At 34.1% G+C, this 16,775-nt stretch carries 17 protein-coding genes; 3 read left to right on the top strand and 14 right to left on the bottom strand.

Features of this window, described 5'->3' with window-relative positions:
* Positions 1–52 precede the first annotated feature (52 nt).
* A complete protein-coding gene (locus Q0543_RS10790; RefSeq protein ID WP_299252571.1) occupies positions 53–559 on the top strand; it encodes a DUF4199 domain-containing protein in 507 nt (168 codons plus the stop codon).
* Positions 560–808: 249 nt separating this feature from the next.
* On the opposite strand, the gene Q0543_RS10785 is transcribed toward Q0543_RS10790, so the two are convergent.
* From Q0543_RS10785 to Q0543_RS10725, 13 genes are all read right to left on the bottom strand, one after another.
* Positions 809–1,825 (bottom strand): Gfo/Idh/MocA family oxidoreductase, encoded by a 1,017-nt coding sequence (locus tag Q0543_RS10785; RefSeq protein WP_299252568.1) that lies wholly within the window; start codon positions 1,823–1,825, stop codon positions 809–811.
* Positions 1,826–1,948: 123 nt separating this feature from the next.
* Positions 1,949–3,469: an OmpA family protein gene (locus tag Q0543_RS10780; protein ID WP_299252565.1), complete on the bottom strand. Its 1,521-nt coding sequence runs from the start codon at positions 3,467–3,469 to the stop codon at positions 1,949–1,951.
* Positions 3,470–3,493: 24 nt separating this feature from the next.
* Complete coding sequence (locus tag Q0543_RS10775) at positions 3,494–3,802, bottom strand: hypothetical protein (protein WP_299252562.1); 309 nt, start codon at positions 3,800–3,802, stop codon at positions 3,494–3,496.
* A gap of 24 nt (positions 3,803–3,826) precedes the next feature.
* Positions 3,827–4,846, bottom strand: a complete 1,020-nt coding sequence (locus tag Q0543_RS10770) for a patatin-like phospholipase family protein (RefSeq protein ID WP_299252559.1) — start codon at positions 4,844–4,846, stop codon at positions 3,827–3,829.
* Positions 4,846–5,220, bottom strand: coding sequence for a TerB family tellurite resistance protein (locus Q0543_RS10765; RefSeq protein WP_299252556.1), 375 nt, complete (start codon positions 5,218–5,220; stop codon positions 4,846–4,848). The genes Q0543_RS10770 and Q0543_RS10765 overlap by 1 nt, the downstream gene beginning before the upstream one ends.
* A 253-nt stretch (positions 5,221–5,473) precedes the next feature.
* Positions 5,474–7,051, bottom strand: a complete 1,578-nt coding sequence (locus Q0543_RS10760; RefSeq protein ID WP_299252553.1) for a hypothetical protein — start codon at positions 7,049–7,051, stop codon at positions 5,474–5,476.
* A gap of 33 nt (positions 7,052–7,084) precedes the next feature.
* A complete protein-coding gene (locus Q0543_RS10755; protein WP_299252550.1) occupies positions 7,085–7,990 on the bottom strand; it encodes a substrate-binding domain-containing protein in 906 nt (301 codons plus the stop codon).
* A 9-nt stretch (positions 7,991–7,999) separates the two neighbouring features.
* Positions 8,000–8,194 carry a hypothetical protein gene (locus Q0543_RS10750; protein WP_299252547.1) on the bottom strand — a complete coding sequence of 65 codons (195 nt, stop codon included), beginning with the start codon at positions 8,192–8,194 and terminating at the stop codon, positions 8,000–8,002.
* Positions 8,195–8,198: 4 nt separating this feature from the next.
* Positions 8,199–9,044: an energy transducer TonB gene (locus Q0543_RS10745; protein ID WP_299252544.1), complete on the bottom strand. Its 846-nt coding sequence runs from the start codon at positions 9,042–9,044 to the stop codon at positions 8,199–8,201.
* Between the two features lie 3 nt (positions 9,045–9,047).
* Positions 9,048–9,575: a biopolymer transporter ExbD gene (locus Q0543_RS10740; RefSeq protein ID WP_299252541.1), complete on the bottom strand. Its 528-nt coding sequence runs from the start codon at positions 9,573–9,575 to the stop codon at positions 9,048–9,050.
* Between the two features lie 6 nt (positions 9,576–9,581).
* A complete protein-coding gene (locus Q0543_RS10735; RefSeq protein WP_299252539.1) occupies positions 9,582–10,187 on the bottom strand; it encodes a biopolymer transporter ExbD in 606 nt (201 codons plus the stop codon).
* Between the two features lie 22 nt (positions 10,188–10,209).
* The gene (locus Q0543_RS10730; protein WP_299252536.1) at positions 10,210–11,037 is read right to left on the bottom strand and encodes a MotA/TolQ/ExbB proton channel family protein; all 828 of its coding nucleotides are present in this window, start codon (positions 11,035–11,037) and stop codon (positions 10,210–10,212) included.
* Between the two features lie 631 nt (positions 11,038–11,668).
* Positions 11,669–14,131 (bottom strand): TonB-dependent receptor, encoded by a 2,463-nt coding sequence (locus Q0543_RS10725; protein WP_299252533.1) that lies wholly within the window; start codon positions 14,129–14,131, stop codon positions 11,669–11,671.
* Positions 14,132–14,347: 216 nt separating this feature from the next.
* On the opposite strand from Q0543_RS10725, the gene Q0543_RS10720 reads away from it, so the two are divergent.
* Positions 14,348–15,244 (top strand): 3-hydroxyacyl-CoA dehydrogenase NAD-binding domain-containing protein, encoded by an 897-nt coding sequence (locus Q0543_RS10720; RefSeq protein ID WP_299252530.1) that lies wholly within the window; start codon positions 14,348–14,350, stop codon positions 15,242–15,244.
* A gap of 64 nt (positions 15,245–15,308) precedes the next feature.
* Positions 15,309–16,304, top strand: coding sequence for a hypothetical protein (locus Q0543_RS10715; RefSeq protein ID WP_299252527.1), 996 nt, complete (start codon positions 15,309–15,311; stop codon positions 16,302–16,304).
* A gap of 83 nt (positions 16,305–16,387) precedes the next feature.
* Here the strand turns inward: Q0543_RS10715 and Q0543_RS10710 are convergent.
* On the bottom strand, positions 16,388–16,775 hold a 388-nt coding region (locus Q0543_RS10710), incomplete at its 5' end, for a ferritin-like domain-containing protein (RefSeq protein ID WP_299252524.1).

Below are 16,775 nucleotides of genomic sequence, written 5' to 3'. Positions count from 1 at the left end.
ATAATTCATAATTCATAATTCATAATTCATAATTCATAATTCATAATTCATAATGATCATTAAAAACGAATTACTTGCAGGTATTGTAATTGCTATAGCCACTTTTATATGGCTGTGTTTGGAGTTTGTGCTTGGATTGCAAGATACCTATATTGATTATTATATGTATGTAACCAATCTTGCATATATACTCCCAATTATAGGAATGTATTGGGCGATCAAAAAACGGTATGCAACATTTGCACCTGGTACTTTTCAATTAAAAGATGGCTTAATGAGTGGTGTGATTGTATCTGTTACTGCTGCATTTCTAAACTTACCTTTACAATGGTTTTTCGTAGAAAAGGTCAATCCACAGTACTTCGGAAATATGATTGCCTTAGAAGGTAAAAAAGCATTGTCAGGTGCGGGCAATACCATTGTTGCGATAACGGATGCACAAGCGTATTACAACGTGTCGACTTTTCTCATTAAAGGTTTTAGCAGTTTTTTAATTTTGGGTTTATTTATTTCGTTGATGGTCAGTTTTAGATTGGTAAAAAAGGACGCTAAAATATGAGTTATGAAGGAATATCGTTTTCTTAAGCTCCGCCGATCGCTATTGTTGGTGTTTCCGCTTGCTCAACATAATTTTAATGAGTAAATACCTACGCCGAGCAACAACAATCGAACTCTTAGTTGTTGGTGCTCTGGGATAAATTCATTCATTATCATTAATTTCAGCTGGCAGAAACACCAACAACAGCTTAATTTATGCAGTTAATGTACTTAAGGAAACGACATTGATTCAAAATTCATAAATTATAATTTATAATCGTTCCAAACCCAGTTTCTCCAACCATCCTACCAGCGCAACCGCATCATTTAATGCGATAAGTTGTGGTTCATCTTCTCGAATCGTATTATAAACTCCTTGATAAAATTTTCGGTAGTCACCCGGAAGTGTTTGATACATTTTTGATTCGCCTGAAATAAAATCAATTGAACCAAATGCATTCACATCCTCCATGCCCCAATAAGCGCCTCTTGGCTGCTCCCCTGCATTCAATTTCGCTTCCTGCGGATCGACACCGTATTTTGCGTACGTGCCTTTAGAACCTTTAATAAGCCACCTTGGAGTAGCTTGTTCTTCCAACATTCCTGCATGTATGGTATAGTTCAAGGAGCCAAACTGAAACTGTACATCAAAATAATCGATTCCGATTGCACCTGCACGTTGGGTTTTAATTTCTGCACAATAAGATGTTGGCACACCAAATAAGTAAAATGCTTGATCCATCAAATGCGGACCTAAGTCATACCACAAGCCATTACCCAATGCTGCAGATTCTTTCCAATAGGTTGTTCTTGGCTCAGGACGGTAGCGATCAAAACGCGATTCTATGGAGTGAATTTCTCCTAACACACCTTCTTTCAATAGTTGTTGTACGGTTAAAAAATCACCATCCCATCTCCTATTCTGGTAGACAAAAATATGTTTGCCTGTTTGTTGCGATAGGATTTGTAGCCGTTTCGCATCTGCTACGTGAATGGTGAATGGTTTATCTACTACTACATGTTTGCCCGCTAATAATGCTTGCTCAGCTAGGCTCGCATGCGTATCATTGGGGGTAGTTAAAACAATTAGCTCAATGGATGCATCTGCAAGTATCTCTTCATAGGTTCGAACAATAACAGCGGTTGGGTAAGCTTCGGCACCCGTCTTTGGAGTCCGTTCTAAAATAACAGACAATTCAAAATCAACATGAATGTCAATAAATGGTGCGTGCAGAAACTGTCCTGCTTTTCCAAAACCTACTAATGCGGTATGTATGGGTAATGACATTTTTTTTTAAATTATGAATGATGACTGAGCACCATTATTTTCACCCTGGTCTCATTATTCCGTATGTCGTTTTCTTCTTGACAAAGGTTGGCCGAAAAGGCACAACCTTGGCAATAACGAACCTTACAATTTCAAAATCTTAAATTCAACTCTCCTATTCTTGGCTCTATTCTCTTCTGTATCATTCGCAGCGGAAGGCACTGATTCGCCATAGCCTTTTGCAACCAAACGTGATGCAACAATTCCATGAAGAGTTAAATACTTCACAACTGATTCGGCACGTAATTGTGAAAGTTTTAAATTGTACGCATCACTGCCAACATCATCTGTGTGTGCTGCAATTTCTACCTGCATGCTTGCATTTGTTTTCATCATCTCAGTTACCCGATCCAATTCCAACTCCGATTCTTTGGTAAGTGATGCCGAATCAAATTGAAAGAATAAATTATTTAAACGAAAGGATACGTTCAATTTTAATGGTTCCAACACCATATCCTTTTTAATGGTTTGATATGCGACCGCTTTTTCCAGATCATACACTTCTGATTGAAAGCTATACCCCTTGGAGCTTACAGATACATCGTATTTCTTGCCTTTTTGTAGATATAAATTATACTTACCCGTAATGGAATCATTTTCGGTTGTAGCTATCTTTTCTTTGGTTTTAATATTACTGATTTGTATGGTTGCAGGCATAGGCTTATTGGTTGCTTCATTCTTTACAATCCCTTCCACCAACACTACTTCTTGAGGCTGAAACTCTTTGGGCAACGGCAACATATAAATATCATCCTTATTATTTTTATTGGTATTGGAAAGATAAATAACCTCACCAGTAGCTGGTACCGAAATCAATTCATCGTCTTTAGGGGTATTAATAAATTCCATCGGTATGGGTTTACTCCATCCTCTACCAACTTTTTTAGATTGATATAAATCATAGCCGCCTTTACCACCAGCTCTGAAAGATGAAAAGATTAGAGTTACGCCATCTGCCATGATTCTTGGATAGCCCTCGCATCCGCTGTTTACAGGTGGCGGAAGTGTCTTTGGGTTGATAAAGTAATTGCCTCGTTTCTCTGCACTCATCAATATGCAGCAACGCTGTCCGGTTGGTGATGTTTGATTTCCTGCTCGCATAAAATACAGTGTCTTATTATCGGGCGATACCGATGGAAAGCCATCGTACCCAGCAGTATTTACTGTTCGTCCCATATTTTTGGGCGCTTGCCACTGTTCATTTATTTTTTCGCTATACCACATATCCATACCTCCAACAGTCCCTTTCATGTTTGAGGTGAAATACAAGCGATTGCCATCGTAACTAAAGCAAGGTCCACCGATGAAGTCTTCTGGCAACAAGCGATTGTTGATTACATCCATATCTTTGGGCGTAGACCATTTGCCATTTACTTGTGTAGAAATATACAAACGCCACCGTCCACTTTTATCGGATTCAAAAATAAGTGTGGCACCATCGGCACTAATGGTTGGTGCAAATTCAGAAAACTCTGGTGTATTTATGGGAACACCTAAATTTTTCAAACTCGGGTGTATCAATGTAGGTACATTTTCTTGTGCAGAAACGCATATACTTACAAATAAAAAAAATAAAGCAGAACAATAAACGATTGTATTTTTCATGTTTACTGTGATTTAAAATGAAACTTACATATTATCCAATTCAGTTGAATCGGGCATATTTTCTAAACGTTTACGAACTAAGAGATAACCAAGGTAACCTCCTAACAAGCCTGCGCCCATCATCAATAGTAACTCATTTGTAATTGTTTTTGCTTCTTGAATTACTTCCGCATCCATTTTAACAAAACTTGAGAACAGTGCTATCATTAAAATTTCAAACAAAATCCAATAAAAAATAGTGGTTATAACCCATCGCGATTTAGACAGTTTTTTTTGTTCTGCCAGCAATGCATTTTTTTTACATAAGAAATACAATACAACAATCTCTAACATGTTTTTCTAATTTAACCGTACCTATTAATTATTAATAAGTCTATTTACAATTACTTCCAATTCGTCTTTATATTTTTCAATAGTGGTTGCTGATATTTCCATTAATCGTTGAATATTTTCAGGAGAAGCATCATCCATTTCTTGACTATCACCAATTAAATCTGGCTGTATGCGATGATATTGATCAATTGCTTGCATGGATCTAAACTGTATAATCAATTCACTTTCGATAACTTCAGATGCACCATTAATCATTACATCCAATAATGGATTTAACCAACCCAATCCTCCCCAATCTTTTACTTGTTCGTAGGTATACACTTTTTGATTTCTTCCAGTCCCTAAAGAAACCACTTCAAACTGGTCTATGGTCAACGGAATACCCTTTTCTGCAAATAAAACAGCTGCTTGCGAAACAGCACACATGGTTGGATTATTGGCATACACAGCACCATCAATCAAAGTATAAGATACGCCACTCATAGATTGAACACGTGAAGGTTCAAAATATAAGGGTGCACTAGCCGCAGCTTTACAAGCGTCTTTTACAAAGAAGTCTAAGGTTGTATCATTTTTTGCAACATGCGATTGAAAATAAACGGGCATTTTTAATTCAACATCATATGAGGTTATCAAACATGGTTTGAGTAATTCGCTTATTTTAGTTTGCTTAAAGGCAACATTTAAGACCTTTTCTAAAGGTTCATGTTTATATCTTGCTTTTAAAAAACCACCCATCGAAGCCATTTTATCCCAAACACCCGCAGAAAAAATATAACCGCCCTTTTCTAAATAAAAGCGTAATGCATCTGTAGCGTTAAACCGGTGTTGTGTTTGATCCACTACTTGTGGACATAAATATGCCGATGCAAGAATTCCGCCCGTACTTGTCCCTGCTATAAAATCAAAATAGTCACTGATGCGTACATCTGGATTTTTTGTAATTCGTTGTAATCTATTTTCAATATAAACGGCTACAGAAGCAGGAATAATACCTCGTATCCCACCACCGTCAATAGATAATATGCGAATTTTCTTTTTCATTAAAACCGAGTGATGTCTGCAGTGAATCGATCGATAACAGATGTTTCTTGATAATCAATTTCACCAACGGCATCTGCTATTTTTTTCATAAAAGATATACAACGTGTTTTCATCGCATCATCAAAATCATAATCATGACGATTTGCTTCTAAGGTATCTATTGCAAAGCTGTACGCTTCATTCAAACTTACATTTTGAACCTCTAATTGAGTAAACATGGCATTAATCCATTCACTATCGGTATCAGACAATTGAAATTCTTTGGTTGCTAAGTTCAATATGACTTCTTTTTCCTTTTCTTGAATCACACCGTCTGCTACTGCAATTGCATAAGCAAGACTTCCCATTGCTCTATGTATGTTTTCCTTTGCCATAATTTGAATATAAAATATTGTTTATTAAAATTATTGAGCGCTTGAAGCTCAACTAAATGCACACCATTGTTTTAAACGACAAATGAGCCTTTGTTGTTACAGTTCAATATACACAATCTCTTTAATAATGAGAACGCCAAGTGCATAAAAAAAGGCATATCCTGTGATATGCCTTGTACTTCTTGAGCTCTTGATTTTTTTATGGAAGCTTTCTCGCCAATAGAGTTTCTGGGCGAAATAGAGAATGTATGAACTACTTCATCTTAAGTCCATTCAAAGCCTTTGTATTTTTAGGATCCAATTTTAAGATTTTGTTCCATGCTACATCTGCTTTGGCTTTATCCCTGTGAATGGTATAGTAATAACCGATATATTCATTCGATTCAATTAATTCATCTTCGTATTTTTCACCATTTGCAGAACATAATTCAATAACTTTTTCATAATAGGGTTTAGCAATACCTAGCTTCGTTTCTGGATCTTGTGCTGCATTCGCACGAGCACGCCAGAAATACCCAATATATAAACTTGGTTTTAGTTCAATCAATTTAGAAAAGCTAGAGTCTGCCTTTACATATTCTTTATTATAATAATACGCTTGGCCTAATTCATAAAATACTTTGGGATCCTTTGTTGTTGGTCTTATTTGCTTACTCAAATACTGAACAGATTTAGAATAATTACTCTTTTCAAAATAAAATAATCCAATATTACTAAATAAATCTAGTCGTGTACTATCGATATCTACAGCCAATTGCATCTGTTGAATGGCTAAAGAATCTTCCCCCGTTCCCAATAAAATTTTACCATAATATTCATAATCTACAGAAGTAGCATTATTAATTTTTACTTTTTTGAAATATGTTTCCATATCCTTTTTAGCTAGTTCGTATTTTCCTAAACCATAATAACAAACTGCACGTCTGTTGTATATATAAGGACTAGCGTAATCTTTGTATTCTAAGCTGTTAAAAACTTCTACTGCTTCAGCATAGTTTTCATTTTTCAATAAAAAATAACCATATCTAAATTCAACATCATCATTGCGATCAATATAGGATAGATATTTCTTGTAATTTGCTATAGCCAATTCATTTTTTCTCGTACTATTGTATACATCTCCCAATGCTCTATAAATAGGACCATAAGTAGAGTCGACTGCTAAGCCTGCATTTAAATACTTTATAGCTAAATCAGTATTCCGAACGTCTGAATACAATTTACCATATTTCAATTTTAATAAAGGTATTGAATGATTCATCGTGGAAGCTTTGTTATAGGCTTCTATTTGCTTTGAACCTTCCGCTTGTTTGCTGTATGCATCACCTAATAATATCCAAGCTGTAGCATTGTTTTTAGTATCCACTTCGGTTGATTTCTTCAAGATGGCAACTGCTTTATTAATTTCAGAAGTTTCCGCATCCGTTACATAATACGCCCCGATGGCATTTAATACAGTTGTATTTTTATTCAATGACAATTGTAAAGCTTTATCAAAACTACGTTGCCCTTCAGTAGCATTTTTTTTATGCATGGCAACAATTCCTATACCAACATAATTCAAACCATTGGTTTCATCTGCTTTAATTCCCTCCATGAAATAGTATTTAGCAGAATCGTCTTTTTCTTTTTTTAGACTAATGTCGCCCAAATAATAATAATAGTCGCCCGCTTTTTTAGGAGTTGAAATCAATAAATTTTTATAAATAGTAGATGCTTTAGCATATTGCTCTTTTTCTACATACTTCTGTGCTTGCTCCTCTTGAGCAAAAACGGATGTCACAGATAAGGATATAAAAGTTGTTGCGATACAGCGTATAAGGTATTTCATATGTATTCAATTTATGAATAAGTAATAAACGTATTATTGATTTTTCATTTCAACTTCGCGACCAGGCATTCTGAAAGGTAATAGTCCTTCTTTTAGGATTAAACGCTGCCCACGGTTATGTTTCATGAAGGATACAAAAGCCGTGCCTAATCCAGTTTGTGCATCGTGATTTATAACGCGCAACACACGAATAAAGGGATATCTACCAAGTGCTAAATCATTTTGAAAAGAAGAAAATGCAGGTTCATTTTTCGTCGAACTTATTTTTAAAATTTTAATCGATTCTAAATTTGCTCTATTTTTTTTATTTTCAAGATTCACCAATGTACTGGAAGAAATACAACCAATGCTGGAATTATGTGTTTGAACGGATGCAATAATTTCAGCATCGGAGCCTCCTTTATAAATATGTTTTATTGAAGTTGGTTTGCCAAAATCTTTAATGAGGTAATTTGCAATAGATGAACCAATATCGTTCAGCTGAATGGAATAGGATTTCCCCTTTAACATACCAGTAAGAAACAATTCTTTTACTTGAGACAAAGAAAGAGAATCTTCAGGAAAGGATTTGGGGACAATCCAGGTGATGCCATCGTAGCAAATTGTATCGATGTATACATTCCATTTTTGAGATGTTACAAAATTACGTTCCGCTGTATTCAATTCACGAGATACAAATGCAGTAACATTTTTACCATTTAAAACATCTTCAATGCATTCAGATTCAGGCTTGATGCTAAGTTCAACTTCTCGAGTAGGGTTTAAACCCTCGTATGTAGAGATAAAAGTACGGAGAATCAGTTCCCACGATGGGTCACATACTATTTCTATGCGTTCCTTTTTTGATTCTATTTGTCCTTCTTTTACTTCTTGTTTAGAACAAGAAATAGTAAAAAGTAACAGTACAAAAAGAGAGCTATTTTTAATTCTACTTGTCACAAGTTAAGGTTACATATTGCGTTCGATGAACCAGGCTCTATAACCTCTGAAAGCACCGAATACGATTAACAATACACCAACAATTAATGTCATATCTGCACTTAATAAACCAGACAATGCATTTGGATGACTCAATAAATAAATGCCTATGGCCATGTATACCACGGCCATAGTCATTTTAAATCCTAAAAGGAAATTCTTCATTTTATTAATTTAATGTAAATTTAATACGCTGCGTTATTCGGACTTTTTTTGTTTCTCCGTTTTGATTACCAGGTGTAAAATCAGGCATTGATTTAATCACACGAACCGCTTCTGCATCGCAAGATGGATCTATTCCTCTACCTTTAATTACCTCAACATTCGTAACTTTACCAGTTTCCGTAATGACATAGCTGACATATACAACGCCAGTAACCTTGCGTTGTTTTGCATCTTCTGGGTAAATCATTTTACGTTGTATGTATTTTTCTACCTCTAACGCACTTTCTTCTTTTGTAGAAGTACCTTTAAATTTAGGCATTTCAGCAAGATACCCTGAAATTACTTCTGTTTTTTTAATTCCATCACCACCTAATTTACCACCTTCTTGACCTTCATCAAAGTCAATCTTTTTACCCTTCTTACCATCTACATCTTTATCAGATGGATTTGATGTGAGCAAAGAATCTAATTCTTTCAGTTGTTCATCTTTTGTTACCTTTTTATCTGGCTTAATTACAGGAGGTAAATATTTCATTTCTTCCACCTTAACCTCTTGAATTTTGGGAGGTGGTGGAGGCAATTTTTCAATCTCTTCTGCTTTCAATGGTTCTTCAACCATATCCATTTGTATTTCTACTGGTACAAATACTTCTTCGGGCTTAGCGCTAATCTTGTAATAAAAGTTAATGCATGCAGCAAGAATAAGGAAAGCCGTACATGTTACTATAACAGCTTTTGTAACATTCTTATCATACCAAACACGAAGAAAATATCCACCATACGATTTATTTCTGTCTTCAAAAACAATCTCGTCTAAGGTAGCTTTGCTTAAGTCTAAATCCTTTTCCATTGATTAATTGGTTGAAGTAGTATTTTTCTGAACAAGTACGAGATCTGCTGGTGTAGCATCTACCAATACCTTTTTGCCAATACCTAAGATGGCTAGTTCATCAATGATGTCAATTAAATTTTTATATTTCGACTCTTTCATCGGTTTTATAACTACGTTTAAGTTATTTCCGATTGCTTTTTTACGTTCAATCAAGGTTGCACGTATACCATCCGCAGAGAAGTTTGTTTCGTGAAAATCTGTTGAACCATCTTGATTCATTATATACCAATACACAATATCTTCTTTACCTAAAATAATAGTGATTGCATTACTTGCTTTCAATTCGGGTTGATCCTGTGGATTTTTAACATCCGGCGGAACAGCAAAATCAAATTTTTGTTGCTTTGTTAAGGTAGTTGCCAACATGAAAAAGGTAATTAAAAGAAACGCCAAATCCACCATGGGTGTCATATCTACTTTGGTAGACATTTTTTTGGATCTCTTCTTTCCTCCTTTACCGCCGCCGCCACCTGTATTAATTTCAGCCATGGTATTTTATAAGTTTTCGGGTTTAGCTTCTAAGGTTGTTACCAAGCTAAACAGATAAATTCTTCTTTTTTTAAGAGTAGCGATAACTTCTCCAAACTTACTGTAGTTTGCATCTTTATCTCCTTTAATCGCAATAGTAATACCTGGGCGCACACCTGTTGCTGTAGCAAGCCATTGTGCCAATTCATTGTTTGTAGAATCCGCAGGAATACCCGTTTGAACAAACTTTTTCCGAACCTCTGTAGATTGCCCCAAATACAAAGAAAGATCTGATTTCTGCATACCAAATGTTTCCGTTAATTCGAATGCCATTTTTTGATCTTCGTTTAAATTCACTTTAAACGTGTTGGAATATGCATCGATCATTTCTCTTCTGAGATTTTGATCTGGAATGGTTAAGAAAATACGATCATCATTACTGATTGAAATCCGAATCAGATTTGTCTCATCGTATTTTTGAGTAGAGACAGACGAAGGAACATCAAACTGAGCAGGCTCAGGTACTTTCAATTTAGCCGTAAGGATAAAGAAAGTTAATAACAAGAATGCCATATCGCACATGGCAGTCATGTCAAGAGAAATGCTTTGTCTTTTTGCTTTTACTTTAGACATGTAACTAGATTAATAAATAAAATTAAGCTATTACAGCTGATTCTTTTTCTTTGTTGTGTGTAGCAAAATTTTGGTTAATGCTAAAGCCAACCTCATCGATACTGTAAGTTAAGGTATCAATCTGACTCGTAAACAAATTGTAAAATACAATTGCTAATGCAGATGAAGCAATACCCAACGCAGTATTTATCAATGCTTCAGAAATACCCGAAGCTAGTGCTTCTGCATTTGGAGTACCAGAACTTGCTAGCGCAGCAAAAGCTTTAATCATACCAATTACAGTACCCAACAAACCAACAAGAGTTGCTACTGAAGCTAATGTCGCAAGTATCGTTAAGTTTTTTTCTAAGATGGGCAATTCCAAAGATGTTGCTTCTTCTAATTCTTTTTGAATGGAAACTTGCTTTTGATCTTTCGTCATTGATTTATCTGCAACCACACCTTTATATTTTTTCAACACAGATAACGTTACATTACCTAATGAACCTTTTTGTTCTTCACATACCTGCATGGCAGAGTTTATGTCATTTGAAGATAAAAACGATTTGATTCTACGAACAAAATTATCTACCGAACCTGAACCGTATGCTTGACGGATAGTAATAAAACGTTCAATAGAGAATGTAATTACCATTAAGAAAAACGACATCAAAACCGGAACAATTACTCCGCCTTCATGCACAATAGCTAAATAATTACCAGCTTTGGGTGCACCGTTGGAATCAAAATTGCTAGGTGATCCAAAAATAAATACATAAATGATAATTGCAACTATTAAACACAAAGGAATAACTAATAATGCAAACGTTGAACTAAATTTAGATTTTTGTGGGATTGACTGATTTTCCATATTCATTTTTAAATAATAAACGATTCTTTGATTTTTATTGGTGCAAATTTCGATAATATAGTATTACGGTAATGTTAATTCTTGTTCAAATACGTATCAATTTACTAACATTGAATTAATAAAGAGATTGATTGCAATAAAATTTATAGTTTTTTTGTTTTTATCCCTGTGTCATTTTTTTCTACATTAATTCTTTTCAATTCTATCATAATGCAATATTACTATTGCTAAAGTAGAAGAACAAGATAAAACAAAATTATATTTTAAAAATACTTAAATTAAGGTATCGATACAGAATAATATTACGGCAACAATAAATAAACAATTTATTGCAAAACTTTTAAAATAAATAGGTAGGAATATAATTCACCAAACATAGCATTATTAACGAATTAATACGCTTGTTATTGTTGTTGTTGTTATTGGTTTCTGCTAGATCAAATCAATGATGGTGATTAAATTTATATCAAAGCACCAACAAAGAGATGTCATTTTTTTATACTCCGCAATGAACATGTTCAAGAAAATAAATTAGAGTTGTTGGTACAGCAACAATAGCAACTCTACCCCCTTAACTCAACTACATTGATCCCTAATTTATGATAGTTTTTTGATCATTCGAGTTTTTACCTTAGAAATTGGCAACTAATTTCACAGATACATTTCTCCCCATACCATAGATTCCTCTTTGGCCATTAGGTGTTTGAGAATAATATTCAAAATATTTTAGTCGGCTCATATTAGATTGATATGAAGTGTTGAATACATTATTTATTTGAAAATAAATATTCAAGGTATTCATCTTTGAATAAGCAACTTCAGCAGAAACACCCACATTAACTAAACTATACCCTTTTGTATACGTTTCTGTATTGGACAATCCTAAATATCTGTTTTGAGCACCCGTTACATCCAATTCAATACGTGGAGTGATGGACGTAACGATTTTTGATCCTGTTTTAATATTATCCGAAACAGCACTATTTATCTGCATGGGAAGAATAAATGGTAAATATTCCCCATTAATACCTTCATTTTTATATGTAGTATTTCTGTTATACCCGTATGTTAACACAAAGGAATTTTCGAATAGAAAGCCCTTCATTCTTTCTGGATGCACATTAAAAGTAGCTTCTACACCATACAATTGGGCTAATGACTGCGTGTATTTATATGTTTTATTTCCTTGAGCATCCTCAATTGGATTGTTATTTGCATCCAGAAGTTTATTCAGATAAATGTAATTTTGAATATTGTTATTAAAAATGCTAACAGACATTGAAACCTGTTTAAACTCGCCCGTTATTCCGATATCTTCTTGCAAAGAAAACTCTGGTTTAAAATTTTCATCCCCTAAATAAACAATATGTGCACCTGGATCTAAGCCATTTGAAGATAATTCAGTGATGCTCGGAGCTCTGTATCCACGGGCAATATTGGCTTTTATATTAAATTTATTGGATAAATTTTGTGTCAAACCTATACTCGCAGAAATACCTGAGAAGTTTTTATGAGTAGAAGAAAACTGCAAATATGCATTTGTTGTATCGTTTGAAATATAATCAAAACCTGTATTGGGATTTGTTTTTACATAAATTCCCTTCCAATTTAACTTACGAATATCATAGCGAATACCTCCACTAATGGTTGTTTTATTATGCTTCCATTTTATATGTAGATACGATCCAATATCAAATAACGCATAATTTGGAATCGGGAAATCTGTAGCATTTTTACTTAAATTATGTTGTGACATCCCATTTAATCCAATTGATGTTTCAATATTTTTAATCTTTGGAGCATCATATCTAATACTATAAGTAATGGTATTTAATCGCACAAACAAACCTGCTTGAGCTGGATGTGTCGGATGATTGTATTCTCTTCGAATATTTTGTTGAAATCCAACAACAAGATCCAGATTACTTGATCCTATCCTAATGGCACTATGATTATACAGCCGATAATGCTGTATACGCTGATGTAAAGGAGATAGCTTGTAACTGTTGAGTTCTTTTTGGGAAACAATTGGTCTATTTTTTAAATCATCGTTCGCACCTTCATATAGTTGTTTTGTAAATCTACGTGTCAAAGAATCCCTACTTCCATCGGGTATCCCTTGCGCATTATCATATAAGGTTGCATTGAAATTGGAATATCCACGAGTACTTTTATAACCAATGAGTCCAGACAAATTTGTCTCCTTAAAACTGGTATTGTAAACACGACCATCGTATTGATTTCTATAATTTTTAGCAACACGATATGCCCCACGGACGGCTGCAACAATGTGTTGGGTAGAATATGTTAACTGTAAACCATTACCAATGAGATTATTATTAGCCTGATATTCAGATGTTATTTTACCATGAATTGTAGTATCATTTTGAGATGGAATACTTGGCATTAAACTCACTACACCTGCTAACGCATCAGATCCATACATTAAACTCGCAGGTCCCTTTATTACTTCCGCTTTTTGTATGTTATAGCCATCCACCTCAAGTCCATGCTCATCTCCCCATTGTTGCCCCTCTTGTCTTAATCCATCATATAATGTTAATACTCTATTGTATCCCAAACCTCTAATAAAGGGTTTCGAAATATTTGGACCCGTTTTAACTGCAGCCACACCTGGCGAGTTCTTCACCAAAGCATCTATAACATTGCTTTCAACGGTTTTATCTAACTGTTTTTCAGAAACTACAACAATGGATATTGAATTTTCACGAATCAAGGTGGCGCTGGTCACACCAGTAATTACAACCTCTTTAATTTCACCTTCATCTTCTTTTAACATAAAGTCAATTACGAGATTTGTGTCATCTACATGAATATTTTTATCTATTGATTGATAACCAAAGCAATATACTTTTAAAGCATAATCACCTGCAGGAACATCCTCAATTTTGTAATTTCCGAGAGAATCTGTGACAGCACCCAATATAGTTTTATCTAACATCACGTATGCTAACTCTACGGGCACGCCTTCAGAATTAACCGTACCATGTATGCTAACAGATTGTGCATGAACTTGATGTATTTGTATAAAGTAAAAAACGAAGATAATTATAATAGCGAAAGCAATTTTCATATAAACTAATATTTTATTTGATCATACAATATTAATAAAGTTAGACTTAACTAACAATTTAATTAGTCTATTTTAAATACCTTTTTATAAAAATAAAAAACACAGAGTATTTTAGTGCCTAAATACATGGAAGAAAATAAAGAACTGAATTATTGAAGATTATTTTAGTCATGAAGCAAAAAATAACGTAAAAATAAAAATCTTTTAAAATGAAGTATGAAAACTAACGCGAAACAGATTTTGGTTATTGGCTCTGGTACTATGGGAAGTGGTATTGCACATACGTTTGCACAACATAACTATCCTGTTTATTTATACGATTCAAATAAAGAAGCGCTAAAACTGGCCTTAGAAAAAATCACGATTAATATAGATCGACAAATTACTAAAGGAAGCATACACCCTGCTGACAAGGAGATAGTATTAAAACATATCATACTTTGCAGCGATTTAACAATAGCTGCAAAAAAATGTTTTTTAGCGATTGAAGCAGTACCAGAAAATGTAGAAATAAAAAAAAATGTATTTGAAATACTCGATGCACATTGCCCACCAGAAACCATATTGGCTTCGAATACTTCATCTATTTCAATAACACAAATTGCGGGCTTCACAGGAAGACCCGACAAAGTTATCGGAATGCATTTTATGAATCCGGTTCCGTTGATGCAACTTGTTGAAGTTATAAGTGGATTAAAAACGAGTGATGACACAAAAAAAACTGTGATTGACATAAGTAAAAAAATTGGCAAGATACCTGTTACTTGCTCAGATTCTCCTGGGTTTGTAGCAAACAGAATATTAATGCCCATGATAAATGAAGCCATTTACACCTTACAAGAAGGTGTTGCAGGTACTTTAGAAATTGATCAAATAATGAAGTTAGGAATGGCGCACCCTATGGGCCCATTGCAACTTGCAGATTATATTGGGCTTGATGTTTGTTTACATATTATGGAAGTATTGCATGCCGGTTTTGGAAATAACAAATATGCGCCTTGTCCATTGTTGGTTAAAATGGTACACGCTGGTTACCTAGGTCAAAAAAATAAAAAAGGATTTTATGATTGGTCAGACCCTAAAAATCTAATTGTGAATGATATAATAAGATAAAAAGTTTCCATATATTACTTAAGTTTCATAAATTAGAGAGATTATTCCCTTTATAATACTATATATGCTACGAATATACATATTAAGTTTTTTTATACTTTGCTTTAAATTAACCAGTTACTCGCAAGTTATTGGTGGAAAAACCCTATCGAAAGATTGGAAGAAAATTGAATACGGGTACAATCCGGATAGTATACAAATTGATAATTTGTATTATATCCAAGGCGATGGTATGTTTATGGCCACGAACAAAGGTTTATATCAATACTTAGATTCTATTTTTCGTTTCAAAAAGGTTGACGTTTCTCCCAACCTTAAAAATGCTCGCGTTAGTATTATAATGAAGCATTTAGGTTACTATTATACTGGGTTTAGAGATGGATATGGTTTATTTAGAAGTAGTGATTTAAAAAAATGGGAACCACTGGGTAGTGGTAAATTAGGGACCAGTAAAATTTTCTACTTATATAGCATGGATTCCATGTTGTTTGTTTGCAACTGGCAAAAAACAATTTACTTGTCTCACAACTTAGGTAAAAGTTTCAGATCCATAAGTGTTGGTTTTAATGCTTTGGGTAAAAGCTATATTAATAATATTGAAAACTCGGAAGATTATATGTATTGCAGCATGAATGGCGATGGTGTATATTCTTTAAATATTAAAAAAGGCTCTGCTTGGGAACATAGTGATAAAGGATTACCAACGAGTAAAGCATATGGAGATCTTGCTATTATTACGAAAAGCTTATTTTTAGCAACCAATGATGGGGTTTATCGATCCGACAATAGAGCAAGCACATGGAAGGCATATAATAAAGGCTTGGAAGGAAAAACGATTACTAGATTGGTTGCAGGAAACGGTGTTTTATATGCAGCTACAAATAAAGGTGAATTATTTTTCTCTGAAGACTTAGCTGTTACATGGAAAAAGATTGCCATAGATTTTATGCAATCTCCTATCTCAGGCGTTTGTGTAACAGACAAGTCCATATTTGTAGCTGTTAATGGTACAGGTACAAAACCTTCGTATGTATATTACCTACCCTTCTTGAAAAAATAGAATATATTACTTTCACATAAAAAATAGAGCGATAAAATTATCGCTCTATTTTTTTGTAAGGTAAAACAAATACTATCAGGTTATTATTTACCAAGATAGGCTCTATACATCCACACCAATTTTTCTTGTTCGCGAATATAGTCGCTCATTAAGGCATTCGTTCCCTCATCATTTGCTTCTGCAGACAAGACTAATAAGTCACGTTGTTTGGATATAATAACCTTAAATCCATCTAAAACATGTTGAATAGCAACTTTACCTTCAGATACATTTTTTAATGCCTTGATCTCGGACGTTGAAATATAATCGGTGTATGCATGCATTGGTGTATGTGCTAAGGTTAATACACGTTCTGCTACTTCATCAATTTTCAAAATCAAATTATTATAGAGTTCTTCAAATTTAATATGTAATTCAAATGTTCCTAACCGATTGAATAGTTGGACCAGTTTGGTGGCATAAACTGGAACA

Source organism: uncultured Cytophaga sp. (assembly GCF_937863595.1).
In the GTDB taxonomy this organism is placed as follows: Bacteria; Bacteroidota; Bacteroidia; order Cytophagales; family Cytophagaceae; genus Cytophaga.
The sequence above is the reverse complement of the archived record's forward strand: the minus strand, read 5'-3'. Positions and strand labels throughout refer to the sequence as shown.